The organism is Kluyvera genomosp. 3 (assembly GCF_011765685.1).
GTDB lineage: Bacteria > Pseudomonadota > Gammaproteobacteria > Enterobacterales > Enterobacteriaceae > Kluyvera > Kluyvera georgiana_A.
Window position 1 is genome coordinate 3,285,998 of record NZ_CP050321.1, and the last position, 19,889, is coordinate 3,305,886.

General features: G+C 54.3%; 16 protein-coding genes. 6 read left to right on the plus strand and 10 right to left on the minus strand.

Going from position 1 to position 19,889, the window contains the following annotated elements; genetic code table 11:
- Positions 1 to 213 precede the first annotated feature (213 nt).
- Together sulA and ompA are read left to right on the plus strand one after the other, a co-directional pair.
- Entirely contained in the window at positions 214 to 723 is a 510-nt protein-coding gene (gene sulA / locus GY169_RS15515) for an SOS-induced cell division inhibitor SulA (RefSeq protein ID WP_163448561.1), read from the plus strand.
- A 355-nt stretch (positions 724 to 1,078) separates the two neighbouring features.
- Entirely contained in the window at positions 1,079 to 2,134 is a 1,056-nt protein-coding gene (ompA, locus tag GY169_RS15520) for a porin OmpA (protein WP_167576276.1), read from the plus strand.
- A 90-nt stretch (positions 2,135 to 2,224) separates the two neighbouring features.
- On the opposite strand, the gene matP is transcribed toward ompA, so the two are convergent.
- On the minus strand, positions 2,225 to 2,680 hold the full coding sequence (gene matP / locus GY169_RS15525) for a macrodomain Ter protein MatP (RefSeq protein ID WP_167576277.1): 456 nt from the start codon (positions 2,678 to 2,680) through the stop codon (positions 2,225 to 2,227).
- 184 nt (positions 2,681 to 2,864) lie between these two features.
- On the opposite strand from matP, the gene GY169_RS15530 reads away from it, so the two are divergent.
- Both GY169_RS15530 and fabA read left to right on the plus strand, forming a co-directional pair.
- Complete coding sequence (locus GY169_RS15530; RefSeq protein ID WP_167576278.1) at positions 2,865 to 4,625, plus strand: Lon protease family protein; 1,761 nt, start codon at positions 2,865 to 2,867, stop codon at positions 4,623 to 4,625.
- A gap of 69 nt (positions 4,626 to 4,694) precedes the next feature.
- Positions 4,695 to 5,213, plus strand: a complete 519-nt coding sequence (fabA, locus tag GY169_RS15535) for a 3-hydroxyacyl-[acyl-carrier-protein] dehydratase FabA (RefSeq protein WP_064548854.1) — start codon at positions 4,695 to 4,697, stop codon at positions 5,211 to 5,213.
- Positions 5,214 to 5,310: 97 nt separating this feature from the next.
- On the opposite strand, the gene rmf is transcribed toward fabA, so the two are convergent.
- The 6 genes from rmf to rlmKL all read right to left on the minus strand — a co-directional run bounded on the left by rmf (position 5,311) and on the right by rlmKL (position 13,235).
- Positions 5,311 to 5,478, minus strand: coding sequence for a ribosome modulation factor (gene rmf / locus GY169_RS15540; RefSeq protein WP_163448557.1), 168 nt, complete (start codon positions 5,476 to 5,478; stop codon positions 5,311 to 5,313).
- Positions 5,479 to 5,740: 262 nt separating this feature from the next.
- A complete protein-coding gene (pqiC, locus tag GY169_RS15545) occupies positions 5,741 to 6,295 on the minus strand; it encodes a membrane integrity-associated transporter subunit PqiC (RefSeq protein ID WP_167576279.1) in 555 nt (184 codons plus the stop codon).
- Positions 6,295 to 7,932 (minus strand): intermembrane transport protein PqiB, encoded by a 1,638-nt coding sequence (gene pqiB / locus GY169_RS15550; protein ID WP_163448553.1) that lies wholly within the window; start codon positions 7,930 to 7,932, stop codon positions 6,295 to 6,297. Before pqiB ends, pqiC begins: the two co-directional genes overlap by 1 nt.
- A gap of 4 nt (positions 7,933 to 7,936) precedes the next feature.
- The gene (pqiA, locus tag GY169_RS15555) at positions 7,937 to 9,196 is read right to left on the minus strand and encodes a membrane integrity-associated transporter subunit PqiA (RefSeq protein WP_167576280.1); all 1,260 of its coding nucleotides are present in this window, start codon (positions 9,194 to 9,196) and stop codon (positions 7,937 to 7,939) included.
- A 13-nt stretch (positions 9,197 to 9,209) separates the two neighbouring features.
- Positions 9,210 to 11,117, minus strand: a complete 1,908-nt coding sequence (locus tag GY169_RS15560; RefSeq protein WP_167576281.1) for an ABC transporter ATP-binding protein — start codon at positions 11,115 to 11,117, stop codon at positions 9,210 to 9,212.
- Positions 11,118 to 11,129: 12 nt separating this feature from the next.
- Complete coding sequence (rlmKL, locus tag GY169_RS15565) at positions 11,130 to 13,235, minus strand: bifunctional 23S rRNA (guanine(2069)-N(7))-methyltransferase RlmK/23S rRNA (guanine(2445)-N(2))-methyltransferase RlmL (RefSeq protein ID WP_163448547.1); 2,106 nt, start codon at positions 13,233 to 13,235, stop codon at positions 11,130 to 11,132.
- 98 nt (positions 13,236 to 13,333) lie between these two features.
- Here rlmKL and GY169_RS15570 point away from each other — a divergent pair, with 98 nt between their 5' ends.
- Positions 13,334 to 14,443, plus strand: a complete 1,110-nt coding sequence (locus GY169_RS15570; protein ID WP_167576282.1) for a YcbX family protein — start codon at positions 13,334 to 13,336, stop codon at positions 14,441 to 14,443.
- On the opposite strand, the gene zapC is transcribed toward GY169_RS15570, so the two are convergent.
- Positions 14,440 to 14,982, minus strand: coding sequence for a cell division protein ZapC (gene zapC, locus GY169_RS15575; protein WP_163448543.1), 543 nt, complete (start codon positions 14,980 to 14,982; stop codon positions 14,440 to 14,442). The two genes, GY169_RS15570 and zapC, sit on opposite strands and share 4 nt — an antisense overlap.
- 166 nt (positions 14,983 to 15,148) lie before the next feature.
- Positions 15,149 to 16,159 carry a quinone-dependent dihydroorotate dehydrogenase gene (gene pyrD, locus GY169_RS15580; RefSeq protein WP_167576283.1) on the minus strand — a complete coding sequence of 337 codons (1,011 nt, stop codon included), beginning with the start codon at positions 16,157 to 16,159 and terminating at the stop codon, positions 15,149 to 15,151.
- A gap of 251 nt (positions 16,160 to 16,410) precedes the next feature.
- Between pyrD and ssuE the strand changes: the two genes are divergently transcribed.
- Entirely contained in the window at positions 16,411 to 16,986 is a 576-nt protein-coding gene (gene ssuE, locus GY169_RS15585; RefSeq protein WP_167576284.1) for an NADPH-dependent FMN reductase, read from the plus strand.
- Positions 16,987 to 17,104: 118 nt separating this feature from the next.
- Here ssuE and pepN read toward each other — a convergent pair whose 3' ends face one another.
- Complete coding sequence (gene pepN / locus GY169_RS15590) at positions 17,105 to 19,717, minus strand: aminopeptidase N (protein ID WP_167576285.1); 2,613 nt, start codon at positions 19,715 to 19,717, stop codon at positions 17,105 to 17,107.
- Between the last annotated feature and the right edge of the window lie 172 nt (positions 19,718 to 19,889).

Here is a 19,889-nt window from a genome sequence, read left to right on the forward strand (position 1 = left end):
ATCCTTAATAATCATGCACATGAATACATTAAATTTATTAATCGTTCATATAACAAGCAACATAGGGAAGTTCTACCGGTACGGCAAGATGAATTTGTCATCATGGGTATTTCTTGTGCAATTTTGCGAGATGCTTTCAGAAAATGAGGTTGATCTTTAGACTTTGGGGTAGTACTGTATATTCATACAGTAACCCACAAGGTTGGATTAGCTATGTATACTTCTGGTGTCGTAAATCGTTCTTCTGTCACAGCCGCCACAACGGCTTCCCATGCTTTTACTCCGGTAAACAGCACCCCTGCCGCTTTAATTAGTGAAGTGCTCTATCGCGAAGATCAACCGATGATGGCACAGCTGTTACTGCTGCCATTGTTACAGCAGTTAGGTCAGCAGTCTCGCTGGCAGCTGTGGCTCACGCCGCAGCAGAAGTTAAGCCGTCAGTGGGTACAGGCCTCTGGTCTGCCGCTCACAAAAGTCATGCAGCTTCGCCAGATGTCACCCTGCGATATGCTCGACTCGATGGTTCGCGCATCACGTACCGGTAATTATAGTGTCGTTATTGGTTGGCTGAGCGAAGAATTGTCCGTAGAAGAACATGCGCGTTTACAAAACGCGGCGGAAGAAGGTAACGCAATGGTGTTCATTATGCGACCAGTTCAGACCGCATTACATCCAACAGGACAATTTAATGGGCTAAAAATTCACTCGAATTTGTACCATTAAGCGAAATTAAGAATTTTCCTGGGATTTTTTTTGCATTTTTTTTATCTGTCCGTTTTTATGGATGATTACAGGCAGAATGCTGGTCTGATGCGGTTTCCCGAATTTTATGTCGATTATTTTTTCGACACATTTGTTAAATATTGCGTATACAAGTCTTTTTTTTTCATAAGCCTGACGGAGTTCACACTTGTAAGTTTCCAACGACGTTGTAGACTTTACATCGCCAGGGGTGCTCAGCTTAACACCGCAGAGTTCTGCTAAGTATTTAACTAAGCCCCGCCCCCGGTGGAAGGATTTAACCGTGAGTCTATTTAGAACTTCATGGCAAATTTTGGATGATAACGAGGCGCAAAAAATGAAAAAGACAGCTATCGCGATTGCAGTGGCACTGGCAGGCTTCGCTTCCGTAGCGCAGGCCGCTCCGCAAGACAACACCTGGTATGCTGGTGGTAAACTGGGTTGGTCCCAGTTCCATGACACCGGTTGGTACCAGAGTGACCTGAACAACAACGGTTCTACCCACAACAGCCAGCTGGGCGCAGGCGCGTTCGGTGGTTACCAGGTTAACCCGTACGTTGGTTTCGAAATGGGTTACGACTGGCTGGGCCGTATGGAATACACCGGCAGCCAGACCAATGGCGCTCTGAAAGCTCAAGGCGTTCAGCTGACTGCTAAACTGGGCTACCCAGTTACTGACGATCTGGACATCTACACTCGTCTGGGTGGTATGGTTTGGCGTGCAGACTCCAACAACAACCAGATTGGTAAAAACCACGACACCGGCGTTTCCCCAGTATTCGCTGGCGGCGTTGAGTGGGCTGTCACTCGTGACATCGCTACCCGTCTGGAATACCAGTGGGTTAACAACATCGGCGACGCAAACACTGTAGGTGTACGTCCTGATAACGGCATGCTGAGCGTAGGCGTTTCCTACCGCTTCGGCCAGCAGGATGCTGCTGCTCCGGTAGTTGCACCGGCTCCGGCTCCGGCTCCAGAAGTACAGACCAAACACTTCACTCTGAAGTCTGACGTTCTGTTCAACTTCAACAAAGCAACCCTGAAACCGGAAGGTAAACAGGCTCTGGATCAGATGTACTCCCAGCTGAGCAACCTGGATCCGAAAGACGGTTCCGTAGTTGTTCTGGGCTTCACTGACCGCATCGGTTCTGACGCTTACAACCAGGGTCTGTCCGAGAAACGTGCTCAGTCCGTTGTTGATTACCTGATCTCCAAAGGTATCCCGTCTGACAAAATCTCTGCACGTGGCATGGGCGAATCCAACCCGGTTACCGGCAACACCTGTGACAACGTGAAAGCTCGCGCTGCACTGATCGACTGCCTGGCACCGGATCGTCGCGTAGAGATCGAAGTTAAAGGCGTTAAAGACGTTGTAACTCAGCCAGCGGCTTAAGTTCTCGTCTCATAAAAAAACCCCGCGCTGCGGGGTTTTTTTTCGGCCATTTACTGCTGTCAGCAAAGAGGAGCCCGACCGCAGCCAGGGCTATTTGTCTTTCCCTAGCATGGCCTCGAGATCCTGCTTCAGGCTGGACATCTTACTCGCGTATTTCTCTTTATTTTCCGCATCTTCAATCAGCTGAACGATCGTCTCCGACAGCGTCTTACCGCGACGCTGCGCCAGCCCTGCCAGCCTCTGCCAGACGGCAAATTCCAGGTCGATAGATTTCTTACGGGTATGCTGATGCTCGGCGTTAAAATGACGCTTACGGCGCGCACGTATCGTCTGCTTCATACGGTTCACCAGTTGCGGATTAATATGCTGAGCAATCCAGCTATTAACCTGAACCGGTTCATGTTCCAGTGTCAGCAAAACATCGACGGCCTCTTGCGCGGCGCTGGCTTCAATGTAGCGGGTGACAGGCTCACCTTCCCGGTGTTTTTTCACCAGGTATTTCCACTTCCAGCCGCTTTCAAGATTTTCCAGTTGTTGATATTTCATGGCGATCTCAGTGTGACCGTGTAACTCTTTTCAGGATAACAGTTTTTTCTCAATGTGCTGAGAAGAAATCTGCAACTGTGATAGGGATAAAAGCCATCGCAGAAGATACTTCTGTATTCTCCGTGAGCTTCCCCGCGGCATCAGGTATAATCACGCACTTTACATCTGACTAAAAATAGCGACATTGACTATAAATACTCTTTCCCGGCGCTTTCTCGCCCCCGCGACTGAAGCATTCCAGGCGCTATTTGCCCAGCCTGATTTAGCCTCAGAAAACGACTCTTTATTCAGCGAGCTGCAGGCTCGTTTACATTACGCACTTGAGCAGTTTCTGCACCCTCAGGGCGTCTCCCCTTTCTTGCTGGTCAAAGCGCCAGAAGAAAAAGAGTATCTGCACCTGCTGACGCAAACAACACGCTCTCTGCGCGATAGCGATGAATCGCCCCTGACGGGCGTCGATTATCAGGTCACCGGCGGCAAGGTCACGATGACGCCTGCGCGCAGCGCCGATGATACGTTTGCCAGCCAGGGGCCTGTTATTTTCGCCGACTGGGTTGAAGCTGAACAGCTCTTTGGCTGCGTACGCCAGTTTAACGGCGAAATCAGTTTACAGCCTGGCCTGGTGCATCAAGCCAACGGCGGCATCCTCGTGCTGCCGTTGCGCACGCTGATGTCGCAGCCGCTGCTGTGGATGCGTTTAAAGAATCAGGTCCTTCAGCAGCGCTTTGACTGGCTGACCTTCGATGACGCCCGTCCGCTGCCGGTCAGCATTCCTTCCATGCCAATCAACCTGAAAGTCATCCTGGTGGGCGAACGAGAATCACTGGCCGAATTCCAGGAGATGGAGCCCGAATTGACTGAGTCCTCGCTGTACAGTGAGTTCGAAGACAGTCTGCAGCTCGCCGACGAAGAGACCCTGCGCCAGTGGTGCCAGTGGGTGTGGCAAGTGGCACGTGAGAAATCCCTGCCAGGCCTGGCCGCCGATGCCTGGCCGCTGCTGATGCAGGAAGGCGCACGCTATACCGGCGATCAGGAGATTATGCCGCTCTGTCCGCTGTGGATTAGCCGCCAGCTACGTGAAGCCGCGCCGTTTACCTCTGACGCCGTTATCAACGCCGAGCAGCTGAAAACCATGCTTACCCAGCGTCAGTGGCGCGAAGGTTTCCTCGCCGAGCGTATGCAGGATGAAATCCTACTTGAACAAATTCTGATTGAAACCGAAGGCGAATGCATTGGGCAGATAAATGCCCTGTCGGTGATCGATTTCCCGGGTCACCCACGCCCGTTTGGCGAGCCTTCACGCATTAGCTGCGTCGTGCATATTGGTGATGGCGAATTTACCGACGTTGAACGTAAGGCCGAGCTTGGCGGTAACATCCATGCCAAAGGCATGATGCTGATGCAGGCATTCCTGATGGCCGAGCTCGATCTGGATCAGCAGATCCCCTTCTCCGCTTCACTCACCTTTGAGCAGTCATACAGCGAGGTCGATGGCGATAGCGCCTCAATGGCCGAGCTGTGCGCGCTGATTAGCGCATTGGCTAACGTGCCAATCAATCAGAGCATTGCCATGACCGGTTCCGTTGACCAGTTTGGCCGCGCTCAGCCGGTCGGCGGGCTGAACGAAAAAATTGAAGGTTTCTTCGCTATCTGCGCCCAACGTGGCCTGACCGGCAAACAGGGAGTGATTATCCCTTCTGCCAACGTGCGCCATCTGAGCCTTGCCACCGAGGTGCAGGAAGCCGTCGAAGCCGGCGAGTTCTCTATCTGGGCCATTGATGACGTCACCGATGCGCTGCCGCTTCTGACGCAGCTCAACTGGGACTGCGAAGGTCAGACGCTGTTGCAAACTATTCAGGAACGCATCGCACAAGCCACGCAGCAGGAGCCTCGCTACCGCTATCCGTGGCCGTTACGCTGGTTAAACCGGTCGAATTCCAACTGATCGGACTTGTTCAGCGTACACGTGTTAGCTATCCTGCGTCCCGAACTTAAAATAAGGCTTACTGAAAACATGGTAGATAAACGCGAATCTTATACAAAAGAAGACCTTCTTGCCTCTGGTCGCGGTGAACTGTTCGGCGCGAAAGGCCCGCAGTTACCGGCGCCTAGCATGCTGATGATGGATCGTGTCGTGAAAATGACCGAAACCGGCGGCAACTTTGACAAAGGTTACGTTGAAGCCGAGCTGGATATCAACCCGGACCTGTGGTTCTTCGGTTGCCACTTTATCGGCGATCCGGTAATGCCTGGCTGCCTGGGCCTGGATGCAATGTGGCAGTTAGTCGGCTTCTACCTCGGTTGGCTGGGCGGTGAAGGCAAAGGCCGCGCCCTCGGCGTAGGCGAAGTGAAATTCACTGGTCAGGTTCTGCCGACCGCGAAAAAAGTCACCTACCGTATTCACTTCAAGCGCGTCGTTAACCGTCGTCTGATTATGGGTCTGGCGGATGGCGAAGTGCTGGTTGATGGTCGCCTGATCTACTCCGCGACCGACCTGAAAGTCGGTCTGTTCCAGGACACTTCTGCATTCTGATGCCATTTAACGCCGCGATACGCTGGCGATAAATCGGTGTTATGAATCTAAAGGCGAAACCTCCGCAGTGCGGAGGTTTCTTTTTAAAGAGACAGTGTCAGGCAATAACTGCCCTGTCCTCCATGGCTTCTCGCCAGCCTCCCAGCCAGTAAGACCTTTGGTTTATAGTCTGGTAAGGACACATTTCTTTCGGACGCCCGGTAATGCCGGCCTGATATCCACGCTGATGTGCCCGCTCCAGGCGATCTCGTTTTTGTCTCTTCATGCCTCGTTTCCCTCATATCTTGGTCTGGTGGAAAAGAAAACAGTGGCTACAAAATATGCAGGCCACGTAATACGAATACCGCTAAAAAATGGCCCCGTCAATGCGTAGAATTCACACCAATGTCATATTTGTGAGCTAATCAGAAGAACATTTGTACAAAAAATGTGAGGCGGCACAGGTAAGGCGCTGACCTCAGACATAAAAAAACCGCCGTCGGTTTTGCACCGACAGCGGCCCTTAGAACAATTAATTCTACTTATGATTAACGATTGATGGTACGCGCAATAGACGCGGCTTCCTGACTCCAGGCCTGGGCCAGAGTTTTCACCATCGCATCATAACCATCCTGCTGCTGCGCCAGTTCGATGTGGAATGGACGCTTGGTTAACTGCCCCTGATGATTGAGCAGCCATTCACCGCTCACCACCACTTTGCCATCATAGCGGCCGTGGAATCCACTTACCGACACGTTCAACGTATCCTGGTCGCTGCCCAACGGCTGCGATGAAACCACCCAGCCCGGCAGCTGATTGCTCAGGTTAGAGACCAGAGCAGTACGCAGCTGCTGATCCAGCGGGCTGGCCCACAGATTATTGCTGGCAATCACGTACTGAACGTCGCTGGTCTGGTAGACCACCCCGCTGCCCGCAAGGAAGTCAGGAATACTGACCTGCTCTATCCACAGCATGCGTTGGCTGGTGCTGGCACCGTTTTGTACCGTTCCGGTCGCTATCGGCAGCTGATAATACGTTTTATTTTCCGTGGTGCTGCAGGCCGCCAACAGGCAGGCCGCAACCAGGACTAACCACTTTTTCATTATTTTGCCCTCTTAGGCTCTGGATCTTTTTTATCCTTCGCTTCGAACACCAGCGCGTTGCTCTTCTCATTGAGCGTCTTCAGCACCGGCTGCAGTTCACGCAATACCTGATCCAGACGCTGCATATCGGCCACCATCTTGTTATAGGCCGCGGAACCCGGCTGGAAGCCCTGCATGCTGCGATTCAATTCACGCAACGTTTTCTGCATGTCACCCGGCAGCTGCTGCGCGGACTGGCTGGCGGTAATCTTGTTCAGATTATCCAGCGTCGTTTGCAGGCGGCGCATCGTATTCTGGCTCTCAGACAGCGTATTGGTGGCCTGTTGCACCATTGGCGTTAACGGCAGATTGTTGATCTTATCCAGCGTCTCCATCAGACGCTGCTGGATCTGCGCCAGACCGCCGCTGACGGTTGGGATGATCCCCATACCGCTAAACTCTTTCATTTTCGCAATCGCCGGCTCTTTTGGATAGAAATCCAGATCGACGTACAGCGCGCCGGTCACGAGGTTACCGGTTTTCAGCGCCGCACGCAGCCCACGTTCAATCAGCATCGGCAGATGACCGCGCACGTCCGGGCTATCACCAAACTGGGCCGCGAGACGTTCCGGCTCAATTTGGATCAACACCGGGATACGGTAATCATCGGTAATCGACTGGCGCAGGCCCGGCACAAAGTAAGGCACTTTAGCGACGGTACCGAGGCGAATCCCACGGAACTCAACCGGCGCGCCGGGTTGCAGACCACGAATAGAATCCTTAAAGAACATCAGGTAGTCGATATGCTGGGTATAGAGCGAATCCTGAATGCTTTTTTGATCGTCGTAGAGCTTAAACGCCGTCTTTTCCGCAATCGGCTGGCCCAGATCGACGCCTTCCGGCACGTCAAAGCTCACCCCGCCGCTGAACAGCGTCGCCAGCGACCCCATCTCAACGCGCATCCCGGCGGAAGTCAGATCCACCGCCACGCCGCTGTCTTTCCAGAAACGAACGTTACTGGTCACCAGGCGATCGTTCGGCGCGCTGATAAACAGCTGATAGCTGATGCTACGGGTCTGCGGATCGAAAGTACTGGTTTCCACCGACCCCACGCGATAGCCACGGAACAGGACCGGATCGCCGGGGCTAAGCTGCCCGGCCTTTTTGCTGTCGAGCAGCACGCGAATGCCCTTCGCATCCGGCGGCGCCAGCGGCGGCGAGTCCAGCAGTTGATACTGATTTAGCACCGAGCCTTTTTTGCCCGGCTGCAGCTCCACATAGGCGCCCGAGAGCAAGGTGCCTAGGCCGCTAATGCCTTCACGCCCCACCTGCGGCTTCACGACCCAGAAAACGGAGTCTTTATGCAGTAGCTTCTCCATTCCGGAATTCAGACGCGCCTTAATTTCTACGTGGGTCAGATCGTCGGTCAGCGTGGTGCTTTCTACCACGCCAACGTCCACGCTTCGGCTTTTAATGCGGGTTTTACCGCCCTCGATCCCTTCCGCGTTGGTGGTGATCAACGTCACCTCTGGCCCCTGATGACTATAGTGATAGAACAGGATCCAGGCGCCAATCAGCGCGGTCACAATCGGGAAGATCCAAACGGGAGACCAGTTTTTCACTTTCTGCACTTTTGCCTCCCCACTCTTGGTTTCCATGCTTTTACGACTCCTCATGGCTTGATTCAGGTTCCCGATCCCACGACAGCCGAGGATCAAACGTCATTGCCGAGAACATGGTCATGATGACAACCAGCGCAAACATCAGCGCGCCAATCGCCGGATAAATATTCATTAGCCCCCCAATACGCACCAGCGCGGAGAGCACTGCAATGACGAACACATCAATCATTGACCAGCGGCCAACAAACTCAACCACTTCATAGATTAAGTGCATGCGTTCGCTGTCACGGTGACGGCGTTTCAGGCCGTTCGCGTCCAGACACAGCCAGGCAATGGCAATCATCTTCAGCGTCGGGACCATAATACTGGCGATAAAAATCACCATTGCGACCGGATATGAACCTTCGCTCCACAACAAAATCACCCCGGCAATAATCGTCGACGGCATTTTGTCACCCAGCAGATCGGTAATCATGATCGGCAGGATATTGGCGGGAAGATACAGGATAATCGACGTCACCAGCAGCGCCATGGTCCACTGTAAGCTATTTTTACGACGAGCATGGCCTTTGCTGTGGCAACGCGGACATTCCAGTTGGTCGACCGGTAAAATGGCCGTACAGCAGGCGCAGGAACGCAACCCCTGCCGCATACCGGTGATGCCCGGCTTCAGCGGCTGCGCCAGCGCAGGCATCGGGGCAATATCGTCCCACAGCCAGCGGCGGTCGACGCACTGGAAGGTACGAAGCTGGAGCAAACAGAACAGACACCAGGGCAGGAAGCTGCTGCCTACGCCAATATCGCCGTAAGCCATCAATTTCACAAAACTCACCAATACCCCGGCGAGAAAGATTTCCGCCATCCCCCACGTTTTCAGCGTGAACAGAACGCGCGCCAGAAACGCTTTCAGGCGATGAGGCATTGGTACCCGGTTTACCAGTATCAGGATGGTAATCAGACAGAATGCCGGCACCAGTTGCACAAACAGCAAGAAGAACGTCCCGAGGCTGGCATAGTCTTCCGAAAACATGACGCTGGGAATTTCCAGCAGTTCAATCTGGCTGGTCACTCCCGCGACGTTCATGCTGATAAAAGGGAAAAGGTTGGCCAGCAGCAGCATGAATAGCGCCACCAGCACGTAGGCGGTGGGACGGCGTCTCGGCTCGTCCCACACGGTTGTCAGCGTCGTGCCGCAACGCGGACAGGTCGCTTTATGTCGGTGCTCGAGGTGCGGCAACGCCACCAGCATGTCGCACTGTGAGCACAGAATATGCTGCGCAGCATGATGTTGTTCGCACATGAAAAGTCCTCAATCAGGCGCCGTTTTTCAACGCTTCCAGATATTCCCATCGTTCAAACGCTTCTTCCAGCGCCTGTTCCGCCTGCGACAGATCGGCCAGCACCTTTTGGGTGTGGTCATGCGGTTGGCTGAAGAAGTTTGCGTCAGCAACCTGCGCCTGTAACGCCTCTAATTCCGCTTCCAGCGTTTCCAGTTTCTGCGGCAGTTGCTCCAGCTCGCGCTGCAGGTTATAGCTTAGTTTGTTACTGGTGCGTTTGACAGTTTCTGCTTTAGCTTGAACCACTTCCGGCGTTTTCTTAATATTCGCCTGTTTTTGCGCCTGTGACTGCGACTGCTGCCCACGCGCATCGTGATAGCCGCCGACATACTGACCAATGCGCCCTTCACCTTCGAAGATCCAGCACTCGGTAACGGTATTGTCGACAAACTGACGATCGTGGCTCACCAGCAGCACGGTGCCCTGGTAGCCGTCGATCAGCTCTTCCAGCAGCTCGAGGGTTTCGACGTCCAGGTCGTTGGTCGGTTCATCGAGAATCAACAGGTTACTTGGCTTGAGGAACAGACGTGCCAGCAACAGACGGTTACGCTCGCCGCCGGACAGCGCGCGCACCGGCGTCATCGCCCGCTTCGGATGGAACAGGAAGTCCTGCAGGTAGCCCAGCACGTGGCGCGGCTTACCGTTCACCATCACTTCCTGTTTACCTTCCGCCAGGTTGTCCATCACCGTCCGGTCCGGATCCAGCTCAGCGCGGTGCTGATCGAAGTAGGCGACTTCCAGCTTGGTACCAACGTGAATACGCCCGCTATCGGCCTGCAGTTGACCCAGCATCAGCTTCAGCAGCGTGGTTTTACCGCAACCGTTCGCGCCAATTAGCGCAATTTTATCGCCGCGCTGGACCTGGGCGGAGAAATCTTTCACCAGCACTTTGCCGTCAACCTGATAGTTGACGTCTTCCATTTCAAAGACGATTTTGCCGGAGCGGGAAGCCTCTTCCACCTGCATCTTCGCGCTGCCCATTACTTCGCGGCGGGCGCTGCGTTCATTACGCATCGCTTTCAGGGCGCGAACGCGCCCCTCGTTACGGGTACGACGCGCCTTAATGCCCTGACGGATCCACACTTCTTCCTGCGCCAGCTTGCGATCGAACTCGGCATTTTGCAGCTCTTCAACGCGCAGCGCTTCTTCTTTTTCGATCAGATACTGATCGTAGTTACCCGGATAGGTCACCAGCTTGCCGCGATCGAGATCGACAATACGGGTCGCCATATTCCGGATAAACGAACGGTCGTGCGAAATGAAGATAATTGTGCCTTTAAAGGTTTTCAGGAAACCTTCCAGCCAGTCGATGGTTTCGATATCCAGGTGGTTCGTCGGTTCATCAAGCAGCAGCACGCGCGGCGCGCTCACCAGCGCGCGGCCCAGCGCCGCTTTACGCAGCCAGCCGCCCGACAGTGACGCCAGCTCCATATCGGGCTCCAGCCCAAGCTGCGCCAGCACTTCGTTGATGCGGTTTTCAAGCTGCCACAGGCCGTGGTGATCCAGCTGCTCCTGAACCTTCGCCAGCTCCTGCAAATTTTTATCGCTCGGATCGGTGATCACCAGGTGCGAGATATCGTGATAGCGCTTGAGGTATTCCGCTTGTTCTTCGATACCTTCGGCAACGAAATCATACACGCTACCCTGCACGTTACGCGGCGGATCCTGCTGCAGACGCGCCACGACCAGGTCCTGTTCGTAGACAATACGCCCATCGTCAAGACCCTGCTCACGGTTAAGGATCTTCATCAGCGTCGATTTGCCCGCGCCGTTACGGCCAACCAGACAGACGCGCTCGTTATCCTCAATGTGCAGCTCGGCGTTGTCGAGAAGCGGCGCGTCGCTGAACGACAGCCAGGCGCCATGCATACTAATTAATGACATTCTTTATTCCTTTCAGGCTGCGGTAATCAGCCAGCAGTTGTGGATCTGACGGTTACGGGCAAAATCCTGCGACTGTGTTTTCTGGGTAATGTCTTGTGCTTTCAGTCCCAGTTCTGCCAGGCCGTCGTGGTCCATACGGAAGCCGCGTTTGTTGTTGGAGAACATGATAGTGCCGCCTTTACGCAGCAGACGTTTCAGATCCTTCATCAAACGCAGGTGATCGCGCTGGACGTCAAACGCATCTTCCATGCGCTTGGAGTTAGAGAAAGTCGGCGGATCGATAAAGATCACATCAAACTGTTCGTCGGTATCGCGCAGCCATGCCAGCACGTCCGCCTGCATCAGGCGATGCGCGCGACCGGTCAGGCCGTTCAGACGCAGGTTGCGTTCCGCCCACTCGAGGTAGGTACGCGACATATCCACGGTGGTGGTCGAGCGCGCGCCGCCAAGACCGGCGTGCACGCTGGCGCTACCGGTGTAGGAGAACAGGTTGAGGAAGTCTTTGCCTTTACTCATCTCGCCGAGCATGCGGCGAGCAATACGGTGATCAAGGAACAGGCCGGTATCCAGATAATCAGTCAGGTTGACCCACAGACGCGCGTTATATTCGCTCACCTGCATGAAGTCGCCCTTCTCGTTCATCTTCTGATACTGGTTTTTGCCTTTCTGGCGCTCACGGGTTTTCAGTACCAGCTTGTTCGGCGCGATCCCCAGCACCGCGATGGTGGCGGCGATGATATCGAACAGACGCTGACGCGCTTTGTTAGCATCTACGGTTTTCGGCGGCGCATATTCCTGCACCACTACCCAGTCGGCGTAGCGGTCAACGGCCACGTTATATTCCGGCAGGTCGGCATCGTACAGGCGATAGCATTCGATGCCCTCCTGTTTGGCCCACTTTTCAAATTTCTTCAGGTTTTTACGCAGACGGTTGGCATAGTCTTCCGCCAGCGATGCCGGTTTCTCACCCGTCGATTCGGTCAGATGATAGTTTTTCTGCACGCAGTCCAGCGGGCCGTTTTTCGCCTTAAACTGGCGTTCGGCACGCAATTGCAGGCAGCTCAGCAATTCCGGAGAGGCGCTGAACAGCGACAGGTTCCAGCCGCCAAACTGGTTTTTCATATTGCGACCCAGCAGGCTGTGCATGGCAATCAACGCCGGTTCGCTTTCCAGACGTTCGCCGTATGGCGGGTTGCTGATAACGGTGCCGTACGGGCCTTTCGGCAGCGGGTTGCTCAGCTGCGCCACGTCTTTCACTTCAAAGGTGATCAGCTCGCCAATTCCGGCGCGACGGGCGTTACTGCGCGCCAGTTCAACCACACGGCTATCCACGTCAGAACCAAAGAAACGGGATTCGTAGGCGGCGAGCCCGGCACGTGCGCGGGTCTGCGCGTCAGCCTTCACTTCTTTCCAGACGGCGTCGTCGTGCTGTGCCCAGCCGCTAAAGCCCCAGTGGCCGCGATGCAGCCCCGGCGCGCGATCGGTGGCCCACATCGCCGCTTCGATCAGCAGCGTACCGGAACCACACATTGGATCGAGCAGCGGCGTGCCCGGCACCCAGCCAGAGCGCATCACGATAGCCGCCGCGAGGTTTTCTTTGATTGGCGCCATACCGGTGCGATCGCGGTAGCCGCGAAGGTGCAGACCTTCGCCGCTCAGGTCGAGAGAAATATAGGCGGTCTCTTTGTTGAGGCGCACGTTAATACGCAGATCCGGATTGTCGCGATCGACGTTCGGACGCGGTAAATTTTTGCGCGTAAAGGCATCGACGATTGCATCTTTTACCTTCAACGCACCGTACTGACTGTTACGAATGCTATCGTTCAGGCCGCCGAAGCTGACCGCGAAGGTGGCATCCGGGGTGAAGATAGAGGTCCAGTCAATAGCCTGTACGCCAAGATACAGATCGAGATCGCTCCAGACGCTACATTCTCCCAGTGGCATCATGATGCGCGACGCCAGACGGCTCCACATCAGGCTTTTGTACAGAAGCTGCGTGTCGCCCTGGAAATGGACGCCGCCCTGGGCAATCTGGCACTCTTGGGCGCCCAGGCCTTCCAGTTCAGTTTTTAACAGCTCTTCCAGCCCACGGGCCGTACTGGCAAACAGAGAATTCATATCGTCACTTTTACTCGCAGAAAATTGTTGCGCATTATAGCCAATCTGCGCCCCATGTCATAAAGTTAAAGGCTTATTTTCGACTCAGGGACAGCGTTGTGGCTACATTATCGCGGCTTTTTATACATCCGGTGAAATCCATGCGGGGAATCGGGCTCACGCATGCCTTTGCCGATATTAGCGGGCTGGCATTTGACCGCATTTTTATGATCACCGAACCCGATGGCACCTTTATTACCGCCCGACAATTCCCGGCAATGGTGCGCTTTACCCCGGCGGTGCTGCACGATGGGTTACATCTTACCGCGCCCGATGGCAGCAGCGCGCTGGTGCGCTTCGCTGATTTCAGCGGCCAGCCTTCGCCGACCGAAGTATGGGGCAACCATTTTACCTCGCGTATCGCGCCGGATGCCATTAATCAGTGGCTGTCGCCGTTCTTTAAACGCGACGTTCAACTGCGCTGGCTCGGTGCTGACCTCACGCGTCGCGTTAAACGTCACGATGCGGTGCCGCTCTCCTTCGCCGATGGTTTTCCGTTCCTGTTGGTTAACGAAGCTTCGCTACGCGACCTGCAACAACGCTGCAAAGCCAGCGTGCAAATGGAACAGTTCCGCCCGAACCTGGTGGTGACCGGCGTTGAAGCCTGGGCTGAAGATAGCTGGAAAACCATCCGCATTGGCGACGTCATTTTTGACGTGGTGAAACCGTGCAGCCGCTGTATTTTTACCACCATCAGTCCGGAAAAAGGGCAGAAGCACCCCGCCGGAGAACCGCTAAATACCTTACAGTCGTTCCGTACCGATCCAGCCACCGGCGACGTCGACTTCGGGCAGAATTTAATTGCCCGCAACAGCGGCGTGGTGCGCGTGGGGGATGAAGTGGAAATCCTCACCACCGGGCCCGCAAAAGTCTATACCGCCGGGCAAACCGACGATGCCGTCGCGCCGCAGGCTCAGCAAAATGCGTTGGTGGATATTGAGTGGGAGGGAAAAACCTTCAGCGGGAATAATCAGCAAATTTTACTGGAGCAGCTTGAACAGCAGGGTATTCGCGTGCCCTACTCCTGCCGCGCGGGCCTGTGCGGCAGCTGCCGCGTGACGCTGGTCGAAGGGGAAGTGAATCCATTGAAGAAAAGCGCGTTAGGCACCGACGGCACCATTTTGAGCTGTAGCTGTGTCCCCAAAACGGCGCTAAAACTGAGCCGTTAAACCGCCTGCTCCAGGCTGTAGCCGTCCAGCCCCGGCTGCGGTTGCAGCCTGTCGTTCATAATTTTGATCGGGTCGCCGAGTTGCATCGTGCGCCCGGCCAGTACCAGTCCAGGCTGCGCCAGCAAACAGAGCGCAGCGTTTTCACCCGGTTCAACGACCAGCAGATTAACCTGACTGTCGTCATCGCTCAGCCAGACGCTGGCCGCATCGCCGGTCACCGGCGTCCAGCCATTATCATGGGCGCGGAAGTGCCAGCTTTTCGGCATTTGGGGTTTCAGGAAACGAATCGCTACCAGGGCGTTAAGAATCAACTCGGCGCGATGTTCTTTAGACAACAGCAGATCGCGACATTTTTCTTCAAAAGAGAAATAGAGTGCGGCGTCATCGACGCAAAATCCGGTGGGTTCAAAAGCATCGGGAGTTAACATGCGGCGAGCAAAACGCGAGCGAAACAACATGCCGTTGGCTAAATCGAGCATCATGCGATCGTGCTCTTCATCATAATACCAGCGCCAGTTATCATCAGGTTTAATTCGCATTTTTCTCCCCCATCATTTTTGCATCCCGTGCAGCGTTTGTTCTTCCATTGCGTTAATTGTCGCCCTAAATAATAAAAGACCAATATGTCTAAATAAGCAACAATAAGGAAATATAAAGCAACCAGGGCTGGAAATAAAGCCCTGGATCACATTACTGGGAAAAAGACTAGATGTGGGTGACGATTTCTTTAATCAGCGGTGGGCCTTTAAAAATAAAGCCGGAATAAATCTGCACCAGTGCCGCGCCAGCCGCCATCTTCTCGCGGGCCGCTATCACCGAGTCGATACCGCCAACACCAATAATAGGCAACTGACCTTTTAATTCGGCGGACAGCATACGAATAATTTCGGTGCTTTTTAATTGTAATGGACGACCGCTTAAACCACCGGTTTCATCACAATGTTTCATCCCCTGAACCAGAGAACGATCCAATGTGGTATTGGTGGCAATTACCCCATCAATATTATGGCGAACTAAACTGTCGGCCACCTGGATCAACTCTTCATGAGAAAGATCCGGCGCGATCTTCACCGCCACAGGAACATATTTATGATGTTTTTCCTGCAACTCAGATTGTTTATTTTTAATACCGGAAAGCAGATCGTCGAGCGCGTCGCCATATTGCAGCGTGCGCAGGCCTGGGGTATTTGGCGATGAAATATTAATCGCAATATAACCCGCGTAGGCATAGATTTTTTCCATACAAATCAGATAGTCATCTTTGCCGTGCTCAACAGGGGTATCTTTATTCTTACCGATATTAATACCCAGAATACCGTCGAAATGCGCTTTTTTAACGTTTTCTACCAGGTTATCTACGCCGTGGTTATTGAAGCCCATACGGTTAATCAGACCTTCGGCGTCAACGAGGCGGAACAGACGCGGCTTATCGTTACCCGGCTGCGGACGCGGCGTCACGGTGCCGATCTCGATCGAACCAAATCCCATAGCGCCTAAGGCATCAATACATTCACCATCTTTATCCAGACCTGCCGCCAAACCCAGAGGGTTTTTGAACGTCAGCCCCATGCAGGTAACCGGCTTTTCCGGCACTTTCTGACGCACAAGCGCTTCCAGCGGCGTACCGGTGACTCGGCGTAATTGTTGAAACGTTAATTCATGAGCGCGCTCTGGATCGAGCTGAAAAAGTGCTTTACGAACGAAGGGATAGTACATGAACTCTCCTGGATTCCCGGTGTGCAAACCGGGGGCGTATTATGTGCGATCTCGCACAGAAAGGGAATTGACCTGCGGCAAAAAAAGCGCAATCGTTTTCCTTCTCTCCTTTATATACCTTCCCCGCCATATGCATTTTCCGGTAATCCTACGTCGGAAAAAGTATTTCGCGCACCTGACGACCTTTGAGACACTGAGGCAAATGTTATCAATTTTAAATTAATGTGTATTTTTAGTTATAAGGAGTGAACATGCGCGTCATTACTTTAGCCGGCAGCCCGCGTTTCCCCTCTCGTTCCAGCGCTCTGCTGGAGTATGCTCGTGAGAAACTTTCCACGGCGGATGTGGAAGTGTTCCATTGGCATTTGCAGAATTTTGCGCCGGAGGATCTTTTCCACGCGCGTTTCGACAGTCCAGCACTGCAAACGCTGACCGAGCAACTGGTTCATGCCGATGGTTTAATCATCGCCACGCCGGTGTATAAGGCCTCTTTCGCCGGTGCATTAAAAGCGCTGCTCGATTTACTGCCGGAGCGTGCGCTGGAAGGAAAAGTGGTTTTACCTCTGGCGACCGGCGGCACCGTCGCCCATATGTTGGCGGTCGATTATGCCCTTAAGCCGGTTCTCAATGCGCTGAAAGCACAAGAGATTTTGCAGGGTGTGTTTGCCGATGACAGCCAGGTCACTGATTATCAACATAAGCCGCAGTTCAGCCCAAATCTGCACACGCGTCTGGACAGCGCGCTGGAGACCTTCTGGCAGGCATTACACCGGCGAGACATCCAGGTTCCCACGTTAAGCGCAGCACGACAGACCGCGCATGTTTGATAAAAAAAACGCCGCAGGGAAAATCCCGCGGCGTTTTTGTTTACATAAAGCCCGCCCACAACGGCGGGGAAACCACGTAAGCCCCGGAGTCGGCATAAACGCCTCGTCCGGGCGACGATCAGGCTAATGCTTTAGCAATCTTCTCGTACAGATCTCCGGAGAGATTCTCCAGCCCCTTCAACTGCTCCAGCGCAGAACGCATCAGCGCCTGACGTTTTGCATCATAGCGTTTCAGGCGGATCAGCGGCTCAATCAGACGCGAAGCCACCTGCGGGTTTTTGCTGTTCAGTTCGGTCAACATTTCAACCAGGAACTGGTAACCGCTGCCGTCTTCCGCATGGAACGCCGCCGGGTTGCTGCCGGCAAAGGCGCCAATGAGAGAGCGAATGCGGTTCGGGTTATTCATGCTGAATGAGCGATGGTTCAACAGCTTACGCACTGTCGCCAGCACGTCATCTGCCGGGCTGGTCGCTTGCAGAATCAGCCATTTATCCATCACCAGACCATCATGATGCCACTTGTCGTCGTACTCCTGCATCAGCGCGTCACGGCACGGTAGCTCCGCCGCGACGGCTGCAGACAGTGCGGCTAGCGCATCGGTCATATTGTCGGCGTTATGGTATTGCTCGCTCACCAGCTTGTTACCCAGCTCGCGATCGCCAAATGCCAGATAGCGCAGGCAGGTATTGCGCAGCGCGCGCTTGCCGATATCCGCATGCTCAACGCGATAGCTGTCGAGTTTATTGGCGTTGTACACCGCCAGACACTCGTCCGCCAGCTCGGTAGCCAGCGTGCGGGTCAGCGCTTCGCGCACTGCGGCAATGGCGATCGGATCAATGATCTCAAACAGTTCAGCAATTTCGCTGGCGGATGGCAGAGTCAGAATTTCCGCGGCCAGCGCCGGATCAATCTTCTCATCCAGCAGAATAGCGCGGAACGCGTCGGCCACGTGAATCGGCAGCGACAGCGGTTGCCCCTGCTGATGACGAGCCACGTTCAGCTTAATGTAGGTTGCCAGCAGGCTTTGCGCGGCGTCCCAACGAGAGAAATCATTACGCGCATGGCGCATCAGGAAGGTGAGTTGCTGATCGCTCCATTTATATTCCAGCTTCACCGGCGCGGAGAATTCACGCAGCAGCGACGGCACCGGCTGGAAGTAAACGTTATCGAACACAAACGTCTGCTCGGCCTGGGTCACGTTTAGCACGTGGTGTACCGGATGGCCATCTTTCTGCAGTGGGATCACTTTACCTTCGTTATCGTACAGTTCGATATCGAACGGAATGTGCAGCGGGTATTTCTCCTCCTGCTCGGCCGTGGATGGCGTACGCTGGCGGATGGTTAAGGTGTACTGCTCGGTTTCCGGATTGTAGTCGTCGTGCACGCTGACAATCGGCGTCCCGGCCTGGCTGTACCAGCGGCGGAAATGAGAGAGGTCGATGTTGGAGGCATCTTCCATCGCCTGAACGAAGTCGTCACAGGTGGCGGCGCTGCCATCGTGGCGCTCAAAGTACAGCTGCATCCCTTTCTGGAAGTTCTCTTCGCCCAGCAGCGTGTGCAGCATACGAATGACTTCCGCCCCTTTTTCATACACCGTCAGGGTATAGAAGTTATTCATTTCAATAACTTTGTCCGGACGGATTGGGTGCGCCATCGGACTCGCGTCTTCAGCAAACTGCAAGCCGCGCATGGTGCGCACATTGCTGATGCGGTTAACGGCGCGGGAGCCCAGGTCGGAGCTGAATTCCTGATCGCGGAACACGGTCAGGCCTTCTTTCAGGCTCAGCTGGAACCAGTCGCGGCAGGTCACGCGGTTACCGGTCCAGTTATGGAAATACTCGTGACCAATGACGCGTTCAATATCGAGATAATCTTTATCCGTCGCGGTATCGGTACGCGCCAGCACATATTTGGAGTTAAAGACGTTCAGCCCTTTATTCTCCATCGCCCCCATATTAAAGAAGTCGACGGCAACGATCATATAGATGTCGAGGTCGTATTCGAGGCCAAAGCGCTCTTCATCCCACTTCATGGAATTTTTCAGCGAGGTCATTGCCCACGGCGCGCGGTCGAGGTTGCCACGGTCAACGAACAGTTCCAGCGCCACTTCGCGCCCGGAACGGGTTTTGAAGGTATCGCGCAGCACGTCGAAATCGCCCGCCACCAGCGCAAACAGGTAGCACGGCTTCGGGAACGGATCCTGCCACTGTACCCAGTGACGCCCGTTATCCAGCTCACCTTCGGCAATACGGTTGCCGTTGGACAGCAGGAACGGATATTTGCTCTTATCGGCGGTAATTTTAGTGGTAAAACGCGCCAGCACGTCCGGGCGGTCGAGATACCAGGTAATATGGCGGAAGCCTTCGGCCTCACATTGAGTACACAGCGCTTCACCAGATTGATACAACCCTTCCAGCGCAGTATTCGCCGCCGGGCTGATTTCATTGACAATCTTCAGCGTAAAACGCTCGGGCAGGCCAGAGATGACCAGCTGGTTATCTTCTTCTTTATAGTCGGCCCACGGCGCACCGTTCACATGAATGGAGACCAGCGTGAGGTCCTCACCGTTCAGGCGTAACGGCACATCAGACGCTGCGTGACGGGAAACCTGGCTTTCCGCGGTCACAACGGTTTTTGCGGCATCCAGGTCAAAGGCCAGGTCGATATCACTAATCAGGTAGTCCGGCGCACGGTAATCGTGGCGGTACTTGGCTTGGGGCTGTTGTGTCATAAAAAACCTTTAGCATCTTTTGTAAATGTCACCTCCAGTCTATTCCTGTTGTGTTAAACGCGCTATGCAGAATCTTCATCTTTTCCAGTCAAATAGGGAAAATAGATACATTTACGCAACATGCCGCACAAAACGCCGGAGTGGCGCTTCGTGCCATAACGTGTGATCGGGG

Bases quoted from the DNA above. Each gene is read 5' to 3' on its own strand.
- zapC (WP_163448543.1), bottom strand. From the start codon at position 14,982: ATGCGAATTAAACCTGATGATAACTGGCGCTGGTATTATGATGAAGAG.
- pqiA (WP_167576280.1), bottom strand. From the start codon at position 9,196: ATGTGCGAACAACATCATGCTGCGCAGCATATTCTGTGCTCACAGTGC.
- rlmKL (WP_163448547.1), bottom strand. From the start codon at position 13,235: ATGAATTCTCTGTTTGCCAGTACGGCCCGTGGGCTGGAAGAGCTGTTA.
- ssuE (WP_167576284.1), top strand. From the start codon at position 16,411: ATGCGCGTCATTACTTTAGCCGGCAGCCCGCGTTTCCCCTCTCGTTCC.
- ompA (WP_167576276.1), top strand. From the start codon at position 1,079: ATGAAAAAGACAGCTATCGCGATTGCAGTGGCACTGGCAGGCTTCGCT.
- rmf (WP_163448557.1), bottom strand. From the start codon at position 5,478: ATGAAGAGACAAAAACGAGATCGCCTGGAGCGGGCACATCAGCGTGGA.
- sulA (WP_163448561.1), top strand. From the start codon at position 214: ATGTATACTTCTGGTGTCGTAAATCGTTCTTCTGTCACAGCCGCCACA.
- pqiB (WP_163448553.1), bottom strand. From the start codon at position 7,932: ATGGAAACCAAGAGTGGGGAGGCAAAAGTGCAGAAAGTGAAAAACTGG.
- matP (WP_167576277.1), bottom strand. From the start codon at position 2,680: ATGAAATATCAACAACTGGAAAATCTTGAAAGCGGCTGGAAGTGGAAA.
- pqiC (WP_167576279.1), bottom strand. From the start codon at position 6,295: ATGAAAAAGTGGTTAGTCCTGGTTGCGGCCTGCCTGTTGGCGGCCTGC.
- pyrD (WP_167576283.1), bottom strand. From the start codon at position 16,159: ATGTACTATCCCTTCGTTCGTAAAGCACTTTTTCAGCTCGATCCAGAG.
- fabA (WP_064548854.1), top strand. From the start codon at position 4,695: ATGGTAGATAAACGCGAATCTTATACAAAAGAAGACCTTCTTGCCTCT.
- GY169_RS15560 (WP_167576281.1), bottom strand. From the start codon at position 11,117: ATGTCATTAATTAGTATGCATGGCGCCTGGCTGTCGTTCAGCGACGCG.
- pepN (WP_167576285.1), bottom strand. From the start codon at position 19,717: ATGACACAACAGCCCCAAGCCAAGTACCGCCACGATTACCGTGCGCCG.